Consider the following 19,465-nt stretch of genomic DNA (forward strand, 5'->3'; position numbering starts at 1 on the left):
GGCTGGCAACGCAAGTTCCAGCCCTTGGCCTGCTGGCTAGACTCTGCCTCGACATAGAGAGCACATGTATGTGCCGAGGTGACATGCAATGACCGCAGCCTTGCCCTATTCCGCCAACACCACTTCACCGGGACCGTTCTGATGCCTATGGCCGAAATTCCATTGTGCGTCTGGCGTACCCGGGGACAGAGTTTCACTTTCCGGGGCCAGAGCATCCGCTACTGGACCGCAGGGCAAGGAGAGCCCCTGCTTCTGTTACACGGTTTCCCCACCGCCAGTTGGGACTGGCACTACCTGTGGGGGCCTTTGAGCCAACGCTTCAGGGTGATCGCTTGCGACATGCTCGGCTTTGGCGATTCGGCCAAGCCGGTCGATCACGCCTACAGCCTGATGGAGCAGGCGGACTTGCAGCAGGCTTTGCTTGGCCACCTGCAGGTCGACCAGCCGGTGCACCTGCTGGCCCACGACTACGGCGGCAGCGTTGCCCAGGAATTGCTGGCGCGCCACCATGAACAGCGTGCCGACATTGCCAGCTGCGTATTCCTCAACAGCGGGCTGTTCCCCGAAAGTTGCCGCATGCTGCTGATCCAGAAGCTGCTGCTTAGCCGGTTCGGCTGGCTGGTCGGGCGTTCGTTCGGGCGTGACGACCTGGTGCGCAGCGTGACCCAGGTCTACGGCCCTTGCACCCACCCCAGCGAAAGTGCCCTGGATGATTTCTGGAGCCTGATCACCGCTAACCGGGGCACGCGCATCCTGCACAAGCTGGCGAGCTACATGCCCGAGCGCAGATTGCACCGCGAACGCTGGGTCGGGGCAATGCAGCGCACAGGCGTGCCACTGCGCTTGATCAATGGTGTGGTCGACCCGCTTTCCGGCGCGCACATGCTCGAGCGCTACCGGCAACTGGTGCCGGAGCCGGACACCGTGCAGCTACCCGGCATCGGCCATTACCCGCACACTGAAGCGCCAGTGCAGGTGCTGCGTCACTACCTGGCCTTTCGTGAGCAGCTTGTGAGCTTCTACCCGCAGAAAATGGCGTGGTCCTGACCGGGCCTCATCGCCCTGCGTTATTGCCAGGCATTCAGCCTGCGTGAGCTTGATTGTCCGCCCGTTGCTGGCGGCGGACACTCGGCTGACCTGAACCTGCGTGGAGCCATGAGCATGAGCGAGCCTGTCCGTCTGCAAGATCGCGTGGTGATTGTCACCGGAGCCGGCGGTGGCCTGGGCCGTGCCCATGCGTTGCTGTTCGCCGCACGTGGCGCCAGGGTAGTGGTGAACGACCTCGGCGGCACTGCCCACGGAGAAGGTGCCAGCGCCTCGGCCGCCGACCGGGTGGTGGAGCAGATCCGCGCCGCCGGTGGCATCGCCATCGCCAACCACGACTCGGTCAGCCAGGGTGCACGCATCGTCGAGCAGGCCCTGGACAGCTTCGGCCGGGTCGATGTGGTGGTGAACAATGCAGGTATCCTGCGTGACAAGACATTCCACAAGATGGACGACAGCGATTGGGAGCAGGTCTACCAGGTGCATGTCGAAGGGGCCTACAAAGTCACCCGGGCTGCTTGGCCACACCTGCGCGAGCAGAACTGGGGGCGGGTGATCTTCACCGCTTCTACCTCTGGCATCTACGGCAACTTCGGCCAGGCCAACTACGGCATGGCCAAGCTGGGCTTGTACGGGCTGACCCGCACCCTGGCGATCGAAGGGCGCAAGCACGGCATATTGGTCAACGCCATCGCCCCAACAGGCGGCACCCGCATGACCGAAGGGCTGATCCCGCCCCAGGTATTCGAGCGGCTCAAGCCCGAACTGGTCAGCCCGCTGGTGGTGTACCTGGGCAGCGACCAGTGCCAGGGCACGGGTGAGTTGTTCGAGGTCGGCGGCGGCTGGGTGGGCAAGGTGCGTTGGGAGCGCAGCCTGGGGGTGGGCTTTGATCCGCGCGAAGGCTTTACCCCGGAACAGGTGGCCGAGAACTGGGCACGGATCGGCGATTTTGAGGGGGCAGTGCATCCGCAGGACAGTTTGCAGGCATTGCAGCAGATGATGGCGAACCTGCAAAACTACCCGCTGAGCTGAACTTTTATTGCCTGTGCTGGCCTCTTCGCGGGCTTGCCCGCTCCCACAGGGATATCACTGCCCTCAGGTCTGGTGATATCCCTGTGGGAGCGGGCAAGCCCGTGAAGAGGCCAGCACAGGCGGAAGATTTTTCAGGCAAAAAAAAGGCCGCTGCAAGCCGCAGCGGCCAATCGAGACGTCAGATCAAGGAGCTTCAAAATCTACGTCGGTGAACCTCGCAGGCATGAAAAGCGGGGGGAGAGCCCTTCATGCCGGCCAGTGAGTAAAGAATAAGCGCTTGATCCCATGGGAAAAATAGCGGCTTATGACATTCACCTTTACGTATCGGGCAATAGTGCTGCGGCCACTCAGGGAGCGGGCGAATAGCCCATGCGCCAGCTGGTTTCCCGCGCAGCCGCCAGCAGCCGTTGCGCCGCAGGGCCATGTTCGTCGGCGTGGAAGATCGACGTCGGCCCGACCACGGTCATCACCGCCGCAACCTGCCCCATGGCATTGAACACGGGCGCCGACAGCGCATCCACGCCCGGCATCAGCAGGCCGTGCACGTGGTGCAGGCCACGTTCGCGAATGCCCGCCAGTACCGCCTGGTAGTCATCAGCATTGTGCTGCAGCGCGGCCAGCTCGCGGTCACGCAGCTCCACGGTCTCGCGCTCCGGCAGGTAGGCGGCGAACACCAGGCCGGTGGACGAGGTGAGCAGCGGCAGCACCGAGCCCATCTGCGTGACCACGGTAACTGCACGCACCGCAGGTTCAATGCTGACCACGGTTGCGCCCTGGTTGCCCCACACCGCAATGAAGCAGCTCTCGTTCAGTTCGTCGCGCAGCTGCGACAGCGGTAGTGCCGCAATCTTCAGCACATCGATGCTGCCCAGCGCCGCCAGCCCCACCCGCAATGCCTCACGGCCCAGGCCGTAATGGTTGGTGGCCGCATCCTGCTCGGCAAAGCCGCTGGCAATCAGCGCCTGCAGGTAGCGGTGCACCTTGCTCGCCGGCATCTGCACATGTTCCGACAGGCGTGACAGCGAGGTGGAGGGGGAGAGTTCGGCAAGGGCTTTGAGGATGTCTGTGCCAACCTCCGCCGAGCGGACTTTCTGCTTGCCGTTGTCGGCGGAGGAGCTGGCTTTGGTCATGGACATCTGCTTCCGGATTCTTCGAGTCGCGCCTTTATAGCTTGACGCCATGCCCGTAGCAAATTACGTTATTCGTAATCTGATTACGATAAAAACAATGCAGAAGCGCTGTCACCCCGCATCGGGCCAGCAGCCAGCTGCCAGCAACGGCTCGGTCAGAGCCCGGAGGCATCGATGACTCGCGACACATCACCCGACCTTCACTACCTCAGCGGCTTCGGCAACGAGTTTGCCAGCGAAGCGCTGCCAGGGGCCTTGCCGGTCGGGCAGAACTCGCCGCAGAAGGCGCCTTATGGGCTGTACGCCGAATTGCTCTCGGGCACGGCGTTCACCATGGCCCGCAGCGAGCTGCGCCGTACCTGGCTGTATCGCATTCGCCCGTCTGCATTGCACCCGCGTTTCGAGCGGCTGGCGCGCCAGCCGCTGACTGCGCCGCTGGGGGCCATCAACCCCAACCGCCTGCGCTGGAGCCCCCAGCCGATACCTGCCGAGCCCACAGATTTCATCGAAGGCTGGCTACCCATGGTGGCCAATGCCCCGGCGCAGAAACCGGCCGGCGTGAGCATCTACATCTACTGCGCCAATCGTTCCATGGAGCGGGTGTTCTTCAACGCCGACGGTGAACTGCTGCTGGTACCGGAACAGGGCCGCCTGCGCATTGCCACCGAACTGGGTGTAATGGAAGTCGGCCCTCTGGAAATCGCGGTGATTCCGCGCGGCATGAAGTTCCGTGTCGAACTGCTCGACGGCCCGGCCCGTGGCTACATCGCCGAAAACCACGGTGCACCGCTGCGTATTCCGGAACTGGGCCCGATTGGCAGCAACGGCCTGGCCAACCCGCGCGACTTCCTCACCCCGGTGGCGCACTACGAAGAGGCCGAAGGGCCGGTGCAACTGGTGCAGAAGTTCCTCGGCGAGCACTGGGCCTGCGAACTGCAGCACTCACCGCTGGATGTGGTCGCCTGGCACGGCAGCAACGTGCCCTACAAATACGACCTGCGCCGTTTCAACACCATCGGTACCGTCAGCTTCGACCACCCGGACCCGTCGATCTTCACCGTGCTGACTTCGCCGACCAGCGTGCATGGCCTGGTCAACATGGACTTCGTGATCTTCCCGCCGCGCTGGATGGTGGCCGAGAACACCTTCCGTCCGCCATGGTTCCACCGCAACCTCATGAACGAGTTCATGGGCTTGATCAGCGGTGCCTACGATGCCAAGGCCGAGGGCTTCCTGCCCGGTGGTGCCTCGCTGCACGGGGTGATGAGCGCCCACGGCCCCGACGCCGAAACCTGCGAAAAAGCCATTGCCGCCGACCTGGCGCCGCACAAGATCGATAACACCATGGCCTTCATGTTCGAAACCAGCCAAGTGCTGCGCCCGAGCCAGCAGGCCCTTGAATGCCCGCAATTGCAGGCCGACTACGATAGTTGCTGGGCCACCTTGCCGAGCACCTTCAACCCGAACCGGAGATAACCGATGAACCACACTGCCAATGCCCGTAGCTGGGTCGAGCACGCCAACGGGCACAGCGACTTCCCGCTGCAGAATCTGCCATTGGGTATCTTCAGCCGGCCGGGTGAAGCCAGGCGCTGTGGCGTGGCCATCGGCGACGCGATCCTTGACCTGGAGGCGGTGCTGGCCGCCGGCCTGTTCGACGGCGCCGCCAAGGCCGCCGTCGAAGCCACCCGCGGTGGTGCACTGAACGCATTCTTCGCGCTGGGCCGCAGCGCCCGTGTCGCCCTGCGCGAGCGCTTGCAGGTGCTGCTTGGCGAACACAGCGAACACCAGGCGGCGCTGCAAGCCGCGCTGTACCCGGCCAGTGCCTGCCAGTTGCATGTACCTGCGCAAATCGGTGACTACACCGACTTCTACGTGGGCATCGAGCACGCCAAGAACGTGGGCAAGCTGTTCCGCCCCGACAACCCGCTGCTGCCCAACTACAAGTACGTGCCGATCGGTTATCACGGCCGCGCCTCGACCATCCGCCCGTCCGGCACCGATGTGCGCCGGCCAAAGGGCCAGACCTTGCCGGCCGGGCACAGCGAGCCGAGCTTCGGCCCTTGCGCGCGGCTGGACTACGAACTGGAACTGGGCATCTGGATTGGCCAGGGCAATGACATGGGCCAGGCGATCCCGATTGGCGATGCTGCCGAGCACGTAGTCGGCCTGTGCCTGCTCAACGACTGGTCGGCGCGTGATATCCAGGCTTGGGAATACCAGCCATTGGGTCCGTTCCTGTCCAAAAGCTTCATTACCACGATCTCGCCCTGGGTGGTCACTGCCGAAGCGCTGGAACCCTTCCGCTGCGCCCAGCCGGCACGCCCGGAAGGCGACCCGCAGCCGCTGTCGTACCTGCTGGACAAACGCGACCAGGCCGCCGGTGCATTCGATATCGAACTCGAAGTGCTGCTGCTGACCGAGCGCATGCGCGAGCAGGGCGCTGCCCCGCACCGCCTGACCCTGAGCAACACCCGCAGCATGTACTGGACCGTGGCGCAGCTGGTGGCGCACCACAGCGTCAACGGTTGCCAACTGCAGCCGGGCGACCTGTTCGGTTCGGGCACATTGTCGGGCGCCACGCCGGGTTCGTACGGCAGCCTGCTGGAGATCACCGAAGGCGGCAAGCTGCCGGTTGAACTGGCCAGCGGCGAGGTGCGCAAGTTCCTCGAAGACGGCGACGAGATCATCCTGCGTGCCCGCTGCACGCGTGATGGCGTGGCCAGCATCGGCTTCGGCGAATGCCGTGGCACGGTCATCGCGGCCAATTGAGGAGGCAGGGGCATGGAGCTGTACACCTATTACCGTTCCACCTCGTCCTACCGGGTGCGCATTGCCCTGGCACTGAAGGGGCTGGCCTACCAGTCCCTGCCGGTCAACCTGCTACAGGGCGAGCAGCGCGGTGCGGACTATGTCGCCATCAACCCGCAGGGCCGCGTGCCGGCCTTGCGCACCGACGGCGGGGAATTGCTGGTGCAGTCGCCAGCGATCATCGAGTACCTGGAAGAGGTTTATCCACAGCCTGCACTGCTACCGGCCACGGCCGAAGCACGTGCCAAGGTACGTGGCGTGGCGGCAATCATCGGCTGCGACATTCATCCGCTGCACAACGTCAGCGTGCTCAACCGGTTGCGCGGGGCCGGTCAGGACGAAGGCCAGGTCAACCAGTGGATCGGCCACTGGATCAGCCAGGGGTTGGCGGCGGTGGAGCAACTGATTGGTGATGAGGGCTTTTGTTTCGGTGACCAACCGGGGCTGGCGGATGTGTACCTGATCCCGCAGCTGTATGCCGCCGAGCGCTTCAACATCGACCTCGACAGCTACCCGCGCATCCTTCGGGTTGCCGCACTGGCGGCCGGGCACCCGGCATTCGCCAAGGCCCACCCTGCCCAGCAGCCGGACAGCCCGGCTCAGTGAAGCGAACGGTTCGCCGTCGGAAGCTTGCCGATCCGCTCGGACAGCTTCAGGCGCTGGATCGGGTCTTCCGTGAGCAGTAACGCATGCTCCAGGTCGAAGCGCTCGGCCTGTGGGCAGTCCAGGTGTTGGTACAGCGAAGCGCGGGTCACGTAGTCGCTGACTTGAACCGGGCCCAGCTGCATGATTCGCTCGGCATCGATCAAGGCCGCCAGGTGGTTGTCGTTGCTGATGTGCAACTGGCGCAGGTTGCGGGACAGGCGTTGCAGCATCTGCAGCGGGCTGGCACTGCGCAGGTGCTCTGCCGTCAGGGCAACGTGCGGGCCGAACTGGCGCGCCAGCAGCTCACGGCAATCATTGGGGTACAGGCGCCGGCCACCACAGGGGTCGAGCAGGTGGTCGGCACCCGGCACCCGCAGCAGGAAATGGCCAGGGAAGCCCACGCCCTCCAGCGGGATGGACAGGCGCCGGGCCAGCTCCAGGGCAAGGATGGCCAAGGTCAACGGTTGGCCACGGCGGCGTTGCAGCACCTTGTCCATCATTGCAGCCTGTGGGCGCAGGGGGTGGTATTCATCCTGCTGAAAGCCCAGGGCGTTGAGTTGGCGCAACAGTGGCTGGGCCAGTTCGCACACCGGCAGCATCGGCAGGTTGGCGCTGATCTCACGCTGCAGGTCATGCAGCATGGCAAGGCTGGCCGCGGGCTCGACGCTGCGGTCGTGCTCGGCGGCAATCCATAATGCGGCTTCCAGCAGGGCGACAGGCTCGCGTTCCAGGCAGGCCAGGCAGGCTTGACGTGGCTTCATGGGGTATCTCCACACACGCTTGAGTATTAGCCGTGGCGGGCGGTTTCGTCCAGTGGTCCGGCGACCACGCCAGCTTTGGGGCGGTGCCTATACTGGAAGGAGCACCTCGTGGGGGAGCCTGTCGATGTTCGCACTGATGCAAAGCACCCGTACCCAGTCACTGCACCTGTTCAACGACCCGACCACGGGCCTGAAAGCGGTTGTGGCGATCCACAGCGAGCAACTGGGCCCAGCCATGGGCGGCTGCCGCTACCTGCCTTACGCCGATGACGAAAGCGCCATGACCGACGCCATTCGTTTGGCCCAAGGCATGAGTTACAAGGCGGCGCTGGCGGGCTTGCCGCTGGGTGGGGGCAAGGCGGTGATCATGCGCAACCCGCATGTAGAGAACCGCGCCGCGCTGTTCGAGGCGTTTGGCCGCTTCATCGATACCTTGCATGGGCGCTTCATCATCGCCGTGGACAGCGGCACCTCGACCCTGGACATGGACTGCATCGCCCAGAGTACCCCCCATGTGACCAGCACCACGGCCTCCGGTGACCCCTCGCCGCATGCGGCGATGGGGGTGTTCGCCGGCATTCGCGCTACCACCTCGTTCCGGCTGGGCAGCGATGACCTCAGAGGCCTGCGGGTGGCGGTACAGGGGCTGGGCAATGTTGGTTATGCGCTGGCCGAGCAACTGCATGCGGTGGGCGCGGAGCTGCTGGTCAGCGACCTGGACCCTGGGCGCGTGCGCTTGGCGATGGAGCAGTTCGATGCAAAACCTGTGACCAACGATGCGTTGATCAGCACCCCTTGCGACATCTTCGCACCCTGCGGCGTGGGGCCGGTACTGAACGGGCAGAGCGTGATGCAGCTGCGCTGTGCGGCAGTGGCGGGGGCGGCCAACAACCAGCTGACTACCTTGCAGGTGGCAGACCAGTTGGAGTCCCGCGGGATACTGTATGCGCCAGACTACGTGATCAATGCCGGTGGGCTTATCTACGTGGCGCTGACCCACCGTGGCGAGGACCTGGGCACCATTACCGCGCACCTGGCGCGCATTCCTTCACGGCTGACCGAAGTGTTTGGCCATGCGCAGGCGGAAAAGCGTTCGCCGGCGCGGGTGGCGCAGATGCTGGCGGAGCGGTTGCTGTACGGCTGAAGGTTGATATTGGCTTTGCTGGCCTCTTCGCGGGTGAACCCGCTCCCACAGGTACGGCGCTAATCTTGAAGGCAGCGAAGATCCTGTGGGAGCGGGTTTACCCGCGAAGCAGGCGGCGCCGATGTTACTCGGTTGCGCCACCTTCCAGCAGTTCGGCCAACGCATCCGGCTGGCTCTTGAACGCCCGAGCGAACACATCGCGGTTCTTGGCCATGTAGATACCGGCTTCCTCGACCTGCTGCTCGGTCAGCGACGGCACCGCCTTGTGCAGCACTTCAGCCAGGCGCTCGGCCAGTTCGAGCATCTTGTCGTGACGGTCTGCTTCGGCCTTATCCATAAACAAGTGCTCCGGGTCGCGGCTGCTGCGGTACACCACTTCGACGGCCATTCATCACCTCTATGCCTTTTTGCTGGTTGCGTTGCGGCTTACTGTATCTATATACAGTAATGGCAATGTTGGTTGGTTCGCAAGCAGAAATTGTAGCGTGGCATACATCGAGCGCCGCCCGCGCGGCGCTCGATCTCACAGGCGCTGAAATTGCTGCGGCGAACACCGGCGGCCATCATGCAACGTGAAGGCAAACCTTCACTGCTTCATACCCAACTCGGCATCATCCATCAGCGCCTTGGCCATCGCACTCAGATAATGGGCGGCCCAGATCATCATGGGTTTTTCGTCCATCAGGCCGGTGATCGTCAGTTCTCGGACATAGCCCATCAGCTCTGATGACTGCTCACGAGCATCCCTGCAAGGGATACCCGGCTCGATGCGGAACAGTGGATGGGTGCCGTTTTCGCCTTGATAGAATGTGGTCTTGCCGACGGTGAATTGGGTGTCTTCGGTTGTCATGGTTCGATCCCCTGAAAATTCTCTTGCACCACGGTGCCTGCGCATAACGCGTAGTCGGTGGCCTGGATCAGGGTGTCTTCGAGGGAATGGGGATTGTGGGGTGGATCGGGAACTATTTTCAGCATGGTGAAGGCCTGTTCAAAGTTGAGGCCACCACCTCCTGCTGTCAAACAGTAAGGCGGCAGCTGTACATGGGTTGACAGACCGGTGAACAGAACCAAAAGCCGGCGCACACGAGGTGCCCCATGACAGCTGCCATAAAGGCAAAGCCATGTGGTTCGTTCAGGGCGGCCTGTCAAAGCCAGTCGCTGATTGGCAACGACGACCCGAGACTAGTGCGCATTCCCAAACGCCACAATGTCAGGGAGTATCTTTGGGAAATGCCCTACAAGGAAGGGGTTAAATCTGATTTTTCCCAAAGCACGGCCGTGCATTTTTGCAACGTGCCATGCCCCAAGGTGCCTTGCGGCAATCGGTCGCCTTCCAAGACAGGGGCCTGGCCCTTTAACTGCATGGCACAAGCGTCACACCGGTGACGCATCATCCTTCAAGACGTATCGGGGAATGGAACATCGTGAACATCAAATGGGCAGAAAAACTGCGCAAGGGCCTGCACGGCTCTGCCGACTCGCTGGGCAACCTGTGCGTCGAGGCGTTCCATTACCTGGCGTTGTTCGGCATTGGCGCGATCACTGCCTACGCGGCGGTGGCGACGTTCCTGGAAATGCTGGGCAAGGGCGGGATCAGCGTCGATGACATCCTGCTGCTGTTCATCTACCTGGAGCTGGGGGCGATGGTCGGCATCTACTTCAAGACCAACCACATGCCGATCCGCTTCCTGCTGTATGTGGCCATCACCGCGCTGACGCGCCTGCTGATCGGCGATGTCTCGCACCACAAGGCACCGGACGAGGGGCTGCTGTACCTGTGCGGGGGCATCCTGTTGCTGGCGTTCTCGATCCTGGTGGTGCGCTACGCCTCGTACCGCTACCCCTCGACCAAGGTGCTGGATGCCAACGGCAAGCAAGTGGAGGAGGGCAAGTAGCCCTCAGTTGGCAACGAAATGGCGCGGCTCGTGACGGGCGTCACGGGTGAGCGCGGCCAGCACCTGCATGGGGTTCTGGCTAAGTTCGATCGCAAGGCCCAGGCGGATGCTGTCGATCACCCGCTGCAAGCGCACCGGGTCGTTGCGCTGGGCCTGGGTGATGAGGCGCTTGGCGACCACGCCGGCGTCGTCCGACAGGGTCAGCATGATGCTGCCGTCGAGGTTGGCGATGCTCAGGTTGACCCGGTATTCGGGGGCGAATGCAGCACTGATTCGTTCGAATGGGTTGTTCATGGTGTTGCTTCTGCGGTGAATGAGTGCAGGAGTTGACCGGGAAGCTGGCACGTTGGTTCACCGCCATTGATCGGCACAAACGAAAACGCCCGGCTCAAGGCCGGGCGTTTTGCTAAGCCAATCAGGCTTCTGGATCGCTCAGTTCCAGGGCGCCGCGCTTGCTGCGCAGCTTGCCATAGAAGTGTTCCAGCGCGTGGTTGAGCTTGGTGGCGGCACCGTCGACTGCCTGGTCCACCGACGTGGCGGTGTGGGTCACGGAAATCGGTTGGTGGCCTTTGGGGCGAGCCTCCATCTGGCAGCGTTTGTCATGCGGTCCGGGCTTGGCGCCGTTCTCGTCGCGCAGGTGAACCTCGATGCGGGTGAGGTCTTCTTCGTAACGTTCCAGGGAGCTCTGCAGTGTACTGCGGACCCACTGGTCGAGACGGGCGTTGCTTTCGAAATGGTTGCTGCTGTTGACCTGGATTTGCATGATTCAATCCTTATTCAGCTTGCTCGCATGGAGACGCGCTCAGGTCCTTGAGACCCTTGGAATTTCTGCGCCTCTTGACTCTAAGGTCAGGCAACCGTCGAATGAATTCAAGCCCTATTTGAAAATAAATGTCTTGTTGCAACTCGGGGCTGCTGTGCAGCCCTTCGCGGGCACGCCCGCTCCCACAGGATTTTCACAGGCTTTGAGCTGGCGCGGTTTCTGTGGGAGCGGGCATGCCCGCGAAGGGCCGCATAGCGGCCCCTTACAATTGGTCAGAACTCCACTGACGTCTGCACATACAGCGTTCGCGGCTCACCCACGTACTTGCCCTTGTTGTTGTCATCGTAGGAGCGCGTGTAGTACTCGCGGTTGAACAGGTTCTTCACGCCCACCGCCACCTTCAGGTTCGACAGCTGCGGGCCAAAATCGTAGCCGGCACGGGTGCTGACCAGCATGTAGCCCGGAATGCGCCCGGTGCTGCCATCGGCGCTTTCGGTGCCGGTGTTGGCGTTGTCGGCGTACTGGCTGCTCTGGAAGCTGCCGTCCAGGTTCAGCTGCCAGGGGCCATCGGTGTAGCCCACGCCCAGGTTGCCCTTGTGCCGCGACGAGAACGGTACCTGGTTACCTTTGTTCGGCCCGTCCTCGCGGATGGTGGCGTCAACGAACGCATAGCTGGCGTGCACATCGAAGCCGGCCAGGACCGGGCTCAGGCCGTCCAGCGCATAGCGGATGCTGGTCTCGATACCCTGGTGTCGGGTTTCGCCGCGGGCAATTACCGAGTCGTTGGTCTGGTTGCTTTCGTACTGGTTGTCGAAGTTGATCAGGAACGCGCCAATCTCCGCCTGCAGGTCGCCGTTGTCGTAGCGCGTGCCCACTTCCCAGGTGCGGGCTTTCTCCGGTTTGACCTCGCCGCTGCTCACGCGGTTGGGCATCTGGCTGTACTGCACGCTGCCGAACGAGCCTTCGGTGTTGGCGTACAGGTTCCAGCTGTCGGTCAGGTGGTACATCACGTTCAACGCCGGCAGCGCGGTGTTGTAGCTGCCTTGGTAGCGCTGGCCGTTGAGCTTGTTGCTTTGCTCGGAGTCGATCATCTCGTAGCGCACGCCCGGGGTGATGGTCCAGCGGCCGATGTCGATGCGGTCATCCAGGTAGAGGGCGTGGGCTTCGGTGCTGCCACGGGTGTCGCGGTCGTTGCGGCTGGCTGTGGTCGGCAGGCTGCCGGTCACCGGCTCGCGGAAACGCAGTTCGTGGCCGGCTTCGTTGACGTAGCGGTAGCCGATGCCCAGTTCGTGCCAGCTATCGCCCAGCGCCAGGCCCTGCGAGAAGCGGGTTTCGATACCGCGCACCCAGTACTCGCGTGGCGACAGCGAAACGAAGCTGCCCTGGTCCAGGTAGCCGCTGCGCAGGGTCTTGGTGAAGAAGCTGTTGACGCTGAACTGGCGGTCGTCCTGCTTGTAGTCGTAGCCGAAGTTGAACAGCGTGCGGCGGCCCCAGAACTTGTCCTTCAGGCGCGTGGACTGGTACGGGTCGGCAGCGAAGTCGGCGGTGCTCAGGCCGCCAGGCATGTCGGCCTCGCCCTCGTAGTACTGGGCCATGGCGTGCAGGCTGTTGGCTTCGTCCAGCTGCAGCTTGCCCTTGAGGATCAGGTCGTCGATCTGCGTGTCGCTGTGTTCGCGCCAGTCGCCACCACGGGTGCCGGAGTACAGCAGTGCGCCGCCCAGGCCGTTGTCGTTGGTGCCGCCGACCAGCAGGTTGGCGCTGTTCTTGACGCCGTCGTGGCTGGAGGACGGGCTGATCTGGTTTTGCATGGCGGCCTTGAAGGTGGCCTGTTCGGGGATCGCCCGGGTGACGAAGTTGACGATACCGCCGACGTTCTGCGGGCCGTAGCGCACTGCGCCGCCGCCACGCACCACATCCACGGCGTCCATGTTGCCCATGCTCAGCGGGGCCAGCGACAGCTGCGGCTGGCCATACGGGGCGAACGGCACCGGGATGCCATCCATCAGCACGGTCGAGCGCGATGCCAGGCGCGGGTTGAGGCCGCGAATGCCGAAGTTGAGCGCCAGGTCGTGGCTGCCGGTGCCGTTGTTGTCGGGGGCGTTGACCCCGGGGATGCGGTTGAGCACTTCGCGGGCGGTGGTAGCGCCGCTGCGCTCGAATTGTTCACGGCGTACCACGTCGCGGGCGCCTGGGTGCTCGAACACATTGTCCTGCTGCGCTTCTGCCAGCCAGTCGCCGACCACGGTGGACGCGCTGAGCTCGACCGGGGCGCCAGCAGCAGGGCTGGCGATTGGCTGCAGGCTGAAGGCATTGTCGGTTTCCTGCCGCACCTGCAGACCGCTGCCGCGCAGCAACGCGTCGAGGCCCTGGCGCACATCGTACTGGCCGTCCAGCCCCTGGGTGCTGATGCCTTGGGTCAGTTGCGAGCCGAACGAAATCAACGCACCGCTTTCGCGGCCGAACTGGTTGAGTGCGTCTTCAAGCGAGCCGGCGGCGATGTGGTAGCTGCGGGTTTCGGCATGGGCGACGGGCATGGCCAGGCCGAGCGTGGTGGTGAGCAGCAGGGCGTGGAGGAGGGGGCTGGGGCGCAGCGGCATGGGTCGGGTCCTGAAAGAGGGGGTTTGCCATGTCTGTCACGCGAGGTTGGGAAAATGGCTCACTTGATTAAAAATAATTTGCCTGTACCGGCCTCATCGCCGGCAAGCCAGCTCCCACCTTGACCGCGTTTGCCTTCAGTCATGTGCATTCCCTGTGGGAGCTGGCTTGCCGGCGATGAGGCCAGGCCTGCTTTAACTGATGGTTGGCTCCACTGTCACCCAGTACCGGGTGAACCGTCGCACCCTCACTGGCAGTGCTACCTCCAGCATTTGCAGGATGCGCTCACTGTCATCCAGTGGATACGACCCGGAGATACGCAAGTCGGCGACCCGCTCGCTGCACCCCAGCTGCCCGTGGCGATAGCGCCCAAGCTCTGCCAGGAAATCCGCCAGGCGCATCTGCGAGGCCACTAGCATGCCGTCGACCCAGGCGCCCACATTGCGGTCGAGCGCCGAGACTGACTGCCAGCCGCCCGTAAAGCGTGCCTGCTGCCCAGCCAGTAACGGTTGCCCCGCAGTGCTGGCCACACCCTCGAATACAGACACCAGGCTGTAGCCATCGAACTGGCGCACGTTGAAGCGCCCGCTGTCCAGGCGCAGCGCCCCTTCGCCGGTACGCAGCAGCAGCGGCCGTGCATCATTGGCCACCTGCAGCGCCAGTTCGCCTTCAAACAGCTGCACCCGGCGCTGTTGCCCGTCGAAGCGCACGTTGGCGGCACTGCGGGTGTTGAGTTGCAGCACGCTGCCATCTTCCAGGCCCATGCGCCGGCGCTGCCCCACCGGGCTGCGGTAGTCGGCCATCAGGCCGGGCATCGGGTTGTGCTGTTGCAGCCCCAGGCCGGTGGCACTGGCCACTCCCACCAGCAGCAATGCCTTGAGCGCGCGCCGCCGGGCGGGCGAGTGGGGGGCTTGCAGTGTCGCGTGCACCACCGGCGAGGACACCCCACGCAGGCGCTGGTTTACCTGCTGGATATGGGCCCAGGCGCGCTGGTGCTCCTGGTCGGCCCGCAGCCAGTGTTCCAGCGCCAACTGCTGCGCCTGGCCAAAATCATCGCCTTGGGACTCGATCAACCAGTGCACGGCTTGCTCCGCCACTTGTGGAGAAAACGAGGCGTTCACAGGGCGAAGTAGCAGCGCATGGCCGCCTTGTTCAGGTAGCGTTTGACCGTGGCCAGCGAGATGCCCAGTTCGCGAGCGATTTCACCTTGGCCAATGCCATCGACCTGGGCCAGCAGGAAGGCGCGTTTGACCAGAGGCGGCAAACCGTCCAGCAGGCGGTCAAGCTCCAGCAGGGTCTCAAAGATGATCGCTTTTTGCTCCTCGCACGGTGCTGTTTCTTCAGGCACCTGCGCCAGTGCTTGCAGGTAGGCACGCTCCAGCTCCTGGCGGCGAAAGTGATTGCACAGCACGCGCTTGGCTACCGTTGCAAGAAACGCACGCGGCTCGACCAATTGTGGCGCCTCGCGGGCTTGCAGCAGGCGCAGGTAGGTGTCCTGGGCCAGGTCGGCGGCACTCTGCGGGCAGCCCAGGCGGCGGCGCAACCAGCCGGTGAGCCAGTTGTGATGGGCGTGGTACAGGCCTTCGACCGTGGATGTGAGCGCGCTGGGCACCGTGATACTCCGGCGCCGTGCAGCGCAACTGGTATTAAGAATTGTTCGCATTGTATTGCAGGGCAGTATGCTCGGCAATCTCCACCGGCCCTATCGCCGGCAAGCCAGCTCCCACAGAGCATCGCTGTGTTCAAGCCCTGTGCAATACCTGTGGGAGCTGGCTTGCCGGCGATAGGGCCAGAACAGGCAACACATCGCTAACTCTTTGCCTATGAGAATTGAAATCATTATTATTGCAACCCCCAAAAACACCCGGACCTTGCCATGACGCGCAAAACCGCCGGCCTCTCGCTCAGCTATCGGCTGGCCGTTGCCTCACGCAGTCTGGCCGCGCTGTTGGGCGGCTACCTGCTGGCGTCCATGGCCAGCGTCTGCATTGCCCTGGTGGCGCCACTGCCTAAGGTCGATGCCACGCTGACCGGCCTGCTGATGTCGTTCGTCTTCTACCTGCTGGCATTCATCTGGTGCTTCGCCTGTCGCAGCGCCTGGCGTGCCTGGCTGGGTGTATTGGTGCCAACCCTGCTGTTGGGCATGATCAGCGGTGTTGCCTACTGGATGAAAAACCCATGAAAGAAGGCTTCCGCCAGGCGATGGCCTGGCTGCACACCTGGACCGGCCTGATCTTTGGCTGGCTGTTGTTTGCCATCTTCCTCACCGGCACGCTGTCGTACTTCAAGGATGAAATCACCCACTGGGCGCAGCCGGAGGTGCGCAGTCATACCCTGGACCCGGCCCTCAGCCTGGACAAGGCCCAGCAATACCTGCAGGACAATGCCGGGCATTCCGCCTCCTGGTTCATCGACATGCCCAACGAGCGTGAGGCGGCCCTGAGCGTGGGCTATCGCGACCCCAACGGCGGGCCGCGTGGCTTCGTCAACAAAACCCTCGACACGCAGACCGGGCAGCCGGTGGAAGCTCGCGACAGCCGGGGTGGCGAGTTCTTCTACCGTTTCCACTTCCAGCTGCAGATGCCGTACCCGTTTGGCCGCTGGCTGTCGACGTTCTGCGCCTTCATCATGCTGTTGGGGCTGGTTACCGGCATCATCACCCACAAAAAGATCTTCAAGGAGTTCTTCACCTTCCGTCCCGGCAAGGGTCAGCGCTCCTGGCTGGACGGGCACAACGCCATCGGCGTGCTGGTGCTGCCCTTCCACCTGATGATCAGTTACAGCAGCCTGGTGCTGTTCATGTACATGGTGATGCCGGCCGGCATCATGGCCAGCTATGGCAATGATACCGGCAAGTACTTCAACGACCTGTTCGGCCGCGACGATGCGCCCAAAGCGGCCCAGGTGGCCACGCCGCTGGTTGCGCTGCCAACCCTGTACGCCAAGGTCCAGGAACTGCAACCGGGCGCGCGTATCGGCTTCGTCCAGGTGCAGAACCCGGGCGACAGCAATGCCCGCGTCACCTTCACCCAGTCGGCTGCCGACCACGTGGCTTATCGGCGCAGTGCCAACTGGACGTTCGACGGCGCCAGTGGTGCGCTGTTGAGCCAGGGCAAGCCAGAGAGCGGGGCGATGATGACTGCCTTCAGCTTTGCCGGGCTGCACATGGGCAATTTTGCCGGGCCCTGGCTGCGCTGGCTGTATTTCTTCTTTGGCGTCGCCGGCACTGCGGTGATCGGCACCGGGCTGGTGATGTGGCTGGGCAAGCGCCAGCTCAAGCATGCCAAGAGCGCGCACATGCCGGGTGAATTGCGCCTGGTCGAGGTGCTCAATATCGCCAGCATGAGCGGCCTGCTGCTGGCGGTGGCGGGCTTCTTCTGGGCCAACCGCCTGATCCCGGTGGGCATCGAGGGCCGCGCCGACTGGGAGGTCAATGCCTTCTTCATCGCCTGGGGCTTGTCACTGGTGCATGCCGTGCTGCGCAGCGGGCGCCGGGCGTGGAGCGAGCAACTGGCGCTGGGGGCGCTGGCCTTTGCCCTGTTGCCGCTGCTCAATGGCTTGAGCACCGACCGTGGTTTGAACCATTCGTTGCAGGCGGGTGACTGGGCCATGGCCGGCTTCGACCTCACGGCCCTGGGTACTGGCCTGTTCCTGGCGTGGCTGGCCGGCAAGATGTTGCGCAGCCCCAAACCGGTAGCCAAGCGACAACGCGCGGCAAAAAAAACCAGCACTGAAACGGCGCAGGTGAACTGATGCTGGGTAACGCACTGATCGCATTCGCAGGGTTTGTCGCCCTGTGCCTGGCCATGGAAAAGCACTTCAGCGATTTGCTTGGGCGCAAGCCGCGCCCCGGGCAGTTGCGGCTGTTGCGTGTCGCTGGTTGGCTGCTGCTGATGCTATCGCTGGTGCTTAGCGTGCACCTGCGTGGCTGGGCCCACGGCCTGGTGGAGTGGACCGCCGTGATGATGGCCGGGGTAACCGTGTGGGTGTTTGGCCTGCCCTACCAACCGCGCCTGCTGCTGGGCCTGGCCGCCGCCAGCGTGGTGCTGGGGCCGTTACTGGCCGTGTTTGCCGTGTGACCCGGTGAGCGAGCAGGGGGATATCAGCCAGCCCGACGCCGACAGCGTTGGCGGTCGTGCACGTTTCGTCCAGGTGTTCCTGGCCCAACGGGCGCGCATGGAGGCGCTGGTCAGCCGGCGCGTTGGCTGCCGCGCCACGGCTTCAGACCTGGTGCAGGAACTGTTTTTGCGTTTCTGGCGCCGCCCCGAGGTCAAGGTCGAGGCGCTGGACACCTACCTGTTGCGTTGTGCCGGCAACCTGGCTATCGACCACCTGCGCAGTGAAGGCAGCCGCGAACGCGTGGCAGAAGCCGCTTTGCCAATGGACGAAGCGGCCATGGCTCAGGCGCCGGAGCAGGCGCTGGAGGTCGAGCACGACCTGCAGCGTATCGAAGCCGCCTTGCGCGCCTTGCCCGAGCGCACCCGGCAGATCTTTCTGCTCAACCGCATCCACGGCTGCAAGTACGGCGAAATTGCCAAGGCCATGCAGCTGTCCCAGAGCGCCGTGGAAAAGCATATGATGCGCGCCCTTGAAGCGTGCAAGGCGAGTGTTGCCGAGCCCGCGTCCACCCCACGCCGGCCAGGGAGTGCCCGTCGATGAGCCGTTTGCCCCCGATCACCGAGGCGCAGTCCCAGGCCGCCCTGCAATGGCTCAGCCGCATCAATGAGCAGCCCGCGCAAGCCGAAGGGGCTGCGTTCAAGCGCTGGTTGCTGGCCGACCCCAGGCACCGTGAGGCCTACCAACAGGCCCAGGCGCTGTGGCAGAAAAGCGCCACCCCGGCGGCGCGGCTGGCGGACGAAGAACAGGATGCCCTGCAACGCTACCTCGATGCCATGGCCAAGCCGCCGACCCGTGGCCCGTGGCGGCGGATGGCGGCAATGGCGATGGCGGCCTGCCTGGTGCTGGCCGTGGGCGTTGCCGGGGGCTGGCACCCGGGGTACTGGTTGCAGGACCTGCAGGCTGACTACAGCAGTGCCGGGCAGATTCGCCAGGTGACCTTGGCCGACCAGTCGCAGGTGACGCTTGATGCCGGCAGCGCCATTGCGGTCGATTTTGCCCAGGGAGAGCGCCGTGTGCGGTTGCTGCATGGCGCAGCGTTCTTCGAGGTCACGCATACCGGCGAGCCGTTCCTGGTCGAAGCGGGCGGTGGCGAAGTGCGGGTGCTCGGCACCCAGTTCGAGGTGCGTGAGCAAGGCGACGGCGCCCAGGTGACGGTGCGCAGCGGGCGTGTGGGCGTGAGCCCTGCGCAAGGCACTCTGGCGCGTGAGCTGACGGCCAACCAGCAGTTGGCCTACAGCGCAGGCAGGGTAGGGGACACCCTGCCGGTGGACAGTGACACCCGCCTGGCCTGGCGCCAGGGATGGCTGAACTATTACCAGGTGCCGCTGGCGCAGGTGGTCGAAGACCTTGGGCGCTATTACCCGGGGCGCATCCTGTTGCTGGATGGCGAACTGGGGCAGCGCAAGGTCAGTGGCAGTTTCCCGGTGGCCGAGCCGCTGCTGGCGCTGGATTCGCTGGGCAAGGTGATGGGCTTTTCGCGGCAGACCGTGTTGGGGCGTTTGACCTTGATCCGGTAGTTGCCTGTG

22 protein-coding genes are annotated in these 19,465 nt (G+C 63.9%); 12 read left to right on the forward strand and 10 right to left on the reverse strand.

Going from position 1 to position 19,465, the window contains the following annotated elements; genetic code table 11:
• Positions 1-141: 141 nt before the first annotated feature.
• Positions 142-1,047: an alpha/beta fold hydrolase gene (locus N805_RS26485; RefSeq protein ID WP_019473969.1), complete on the forward strand. Its 906-nt coding sequence runs from the start codon at positions 142-144 to the stop codon at positions 1,045-1,047.
• 114 nt (positions 1,048-1,161) lie between these two features.
• Positions 1,162-2,076 (forward strand): SDR family oxidoreductase, encoded by a 915-nt coding sequence (locus tag N805_RS26490; protein WP_019473970.1) that lies wholly within the window; start codon positions 1,162-1,164, stop codon positions 2,074-2,076.
• 347 nt (positions 2,077-2,423) lie between these two features.
• On the opposite strand, the gene N805_RS26495 is transcribed toward N805_RS26490, so the two are convergent.
• On the reverse strand, positions 2,424-3,206 hold the full coding sequence (locus N805_RS26495) for an IclR family transcriptional regulator (protein ID WP_019474017.1): 783 nt from the start codon (positions 3,204-3,206) through the stop codon (positions 2,424-2,426).
• Between the two features lie 174 nt (positions 3,207-3,380).
• Between N805_RS26495 and hmgA the strand changes: the two genes are divergently transcribed.
• From hmgA to maiA, 3 genes are read left to right on the forward strand one after another with little or no spacing between them, the layout of a single operon-like run.
• Positions 3,381-4,682, forward strand: a complete 1,302-nt coding sequence (gene hmgA / locus N805_RS26500) for a homogentisate 1,2-dioxygenase (protein WP_028614120.1) — start codon at positions 3,381-3,383, stop codon at positions 4,680-4,682.
• Between the two features lie 3 nt (positions 4,683-4,685).
• Positions 4,686-5,978, forward strand: coding sequence for a fumarylacetoacetase (gene fahA, locus N805_RS26505; RefSeq protein ID WP_019473932.1), 1,293 nt, complete (start codon positions 4,686-4,688; stop codon positions 5,976-5,978).
• Between the two features lie 12 nt (positions 5,979-5,990).
• Positions 5,991-6,623 carry a maleylacetoacetate isomerase gene (maiA, locus tag N805_RS26510; protein ID WP_019473933.1) on the forward strand — a complete coding sequence of 211 codons (633 nt, stop codon included), beginning with the start codon at positions 5,991-5,993 and terminating at the stop codon, positions 6,621-6,623.
• Here maiA and N805_RS26515 read toward each other — a convergent pair.
• On the reverse strand, positions 6,617-7,423 hold the full coding sequence (locus tag N805_RS26515; protein ID WP_019473934.1) for a SirB1 family protein: 807 nt from the start codon (positions 7,421-7,423) through the stop codon (positions 6,617-6,619). The genes maiA and N805_RS26515 overlap by 7 nt on opposite strands.
• A 124-nt stretch (positions 7,424-7,547) precedes the next feature.
• Between N805_RS26515 and N805_RS26520 the strand changes: the two genes are divergently transcribed.
• Positions 7,548-8,567: a Leu/Phe/Val dehydrogenase gene (locus N805_RS26520; RefSeq protein ID WP_019473935.1), complete on the forward strand. Its 1,020-nt coding sequence runs from the start codon at positions 7,548-7,550 to the stop codon at positions 8,565-8,567.
• A 124-nt stretch (positions 8,568-8,691) separates the two neighbouring features.
• Here N805_RS26520 and N805_RS26525 read toward each other — a convergent pair whose 3' ends face one another.
• From N805_RS26525 to N805_RS30635, 3 genes are all read right to left on the reverse strand, one after another.
• Positions 8,692-8,955, reverse strand: a complete 264-nt coding sequence (locus N805_RS26525; RefSeq protein WP_019473936.1) for a YebG family protein — start codon at positions 8,953-8,955, stop codon at positions 8,692-8,694.
• A 198-nt stretch (positions 8,956-9,153) separates the two neighbouring features.
• Positions 9,154-9,417, reverse strand: a complete 264-nt coding sequence (locus tag N805_RS26530) for a DUF3077 domain-containing protein (protein WP_019473937.1) — start codon at positions 9,415-9,417, stop codon at positions 9,154-9,156.
• Positions 9,414-9,650 carry a hypothetical protein gene (locus N805_RS30635; protein WP_155412711.1) on the reverse strand — a complete coding sequence of 79 codons (237 nt, stop codon included), beginning with the start codon at positions 9,648-9,650 and terminating at the stop codon, positions 9,414-9,416. The genes N805_RS26530 and N805_RS30635 overlap by 4 nt, the downstream gene beginning before the upstream one ends.
• 341 nt (positions 9,651-9,991) lie before the next feature.
• On the opposite strand from N805_RS30635, the gene N805_RS26535 reads away from it, so the two are divergent.
• Entirely contained in the window at positions 9,992-10,462 is a 471-nt protein-coding gene (locus N805_RS26535; protein ID WP_019473939.1) for a phosphate-starvation-inducible protein PsiE, read from the forward strand.
• Between the two features lie 3 nt (positions 10,463-10,465).
• Here N805_RS26535 and N805_RS26540 read toward each other — a convergent pair whose 3' ends face one another.
• From N805_RS26540 to N805_RS26560, 5 genes are all read right to left on the reverse strand, one after another.
• Positions 10,466-10,756: a DUF3509 domain-containing protein gene (locus tag N805_RS26540; protein ID WP_019473940.1), complete on the reverse strand. Its 291-nt coding sequence runs from the start codon at positions 10,754-10,756 to the stop codon at positions 10,466-10,468.
• A gap of 121 nt (positions 10,757-10,877) precedes the next feature.
• Positions 10,878-11,225 carry an HPF/RaiA family ribosome-associated protein gene (locus N805_RS26545; protein ID WP_019473941.1) on the reverse strand — a complete coding sequence of 116 codons (348 nt, stop codon included), beginning with the start codon at positions 11,223-11,225 and terminating at the stop codon, positions 10,878-10,880.
• A gap of 272 nt (positions 11,226-11,497) precedes the next feature.
• Positions 11,498-13,822: a TonB-dependent Fe(3+) dicitrate receptor FecA gene (fecA, locus tag N805_RS26550; protein WP_019473942.1), complete on the reverse strand. Its 2,325-nt coding sequence runs from the start codon at positions 13,820-13,822 to the stop codon at positions 11,498-11,500.
• 192 nt (positions 13,823-14,014) lie between these two features.
• A complete protein-coding gene (locus tag N805_RS26555; protein ID WP_019473943.1) occupies positions 14,015-14,941 on the reverse strand; it encodes a FecR domain-containing protein in 927 nt (308 codons plus the stop codon).
• Complete coding sequence (locus N805_RS26560; protein ID WP_230685693.1) at positions 14,938-15,483, reverse strand: sigma-70 family RNA polymerase sigma factor; 546 nt, start codon at positions 15,481-15,483, stop codon at positions 14,938-14,940. Before N805_RS26560 ends, N805_RS26555 begins: the two co-directional genes overlap by 4 nt.
• 213 nt (positions 15,484-15,696) lie before the next feature.
• On the opposite strand from N805_RS26560, the gene N805_RS26565 reads away from it, so the two are divergent.
• From N805_RS26565 to N805_RS26585, 5 genes are read left to right on the forward strand one after another with little or no spacing between them, the layout of a single operon-like run.
• Positions 15,697-16,002, forward strand: a complete 306-nt coding sequence (locus N805_RS26565) for a DUF3649 domain-containing protein (RefSeq protein WP_019473289.1) — start codon at positions 15,697-15,699, stop codon at positions 16,000-16,002.
• Positions 15,999-17,573 (forward strand): PepSY-associated TM helix domain-containing protein, encoded by a 1,575-nt coding sequence (locus N805_RS26570; protein ID WP_019473288.1) that lies wholly within the window; start codon positions 15,999-16,001, stop codon positions 17,571-17,573. The genes N805_RS26565 and N805_RS26570 overlap by 4 nt, the downstream gene beginning before the upstream one ends.
• On the forward strand, positions 17,573-17,899 hold the full coding sequence (locus N805_RS26575; RefSeq protein WP_019473287.1) for a DUF3325 domain-containing protein: 327 nt from the start codon (positions 17,573-17,575) through the stop codon (positions 17,897-17,899). Before N805_RS26570 ends, N805_RS26575 begins: the two co-directional genes overlap by 1 nt.
• Before the next feature lie 4 nt (positions 17,900-17,903).
• A complete protein-coding gene (locus N805_RS26580; RefSeq protein ID WP_019473286.1) occupies positions 17,904-18,479 on the forward strand; it encodes an RNA polymerase sigma factor in 576 nt (191 codons plus the stop codon).
• Entirely contained in the window at positions 18,476-19,456 is a 981-nt protein-coding gene (locus tag N805_RS26585; protein ID WP_019473285.1) for a FecR family protein, read from the forward strand. Before N805_RS26580 ends, N805_RS26585 begins: the two co-directional genes overlap by 4 nt.
• Positions 19,457-19,465: the final 9 nt, after the last annotated feature.

This window comes from Pseudomonas putida S13.1.2, assembly GCF_000498395.2.
Taxonomy (GTDB): Bacteria; Pseudomonadota; Gammaproteobacteria; order Pseudomonadales; family Pseudomonadaceae; genus Aquipseudomonas; species Aquipseudomonas putida_Q.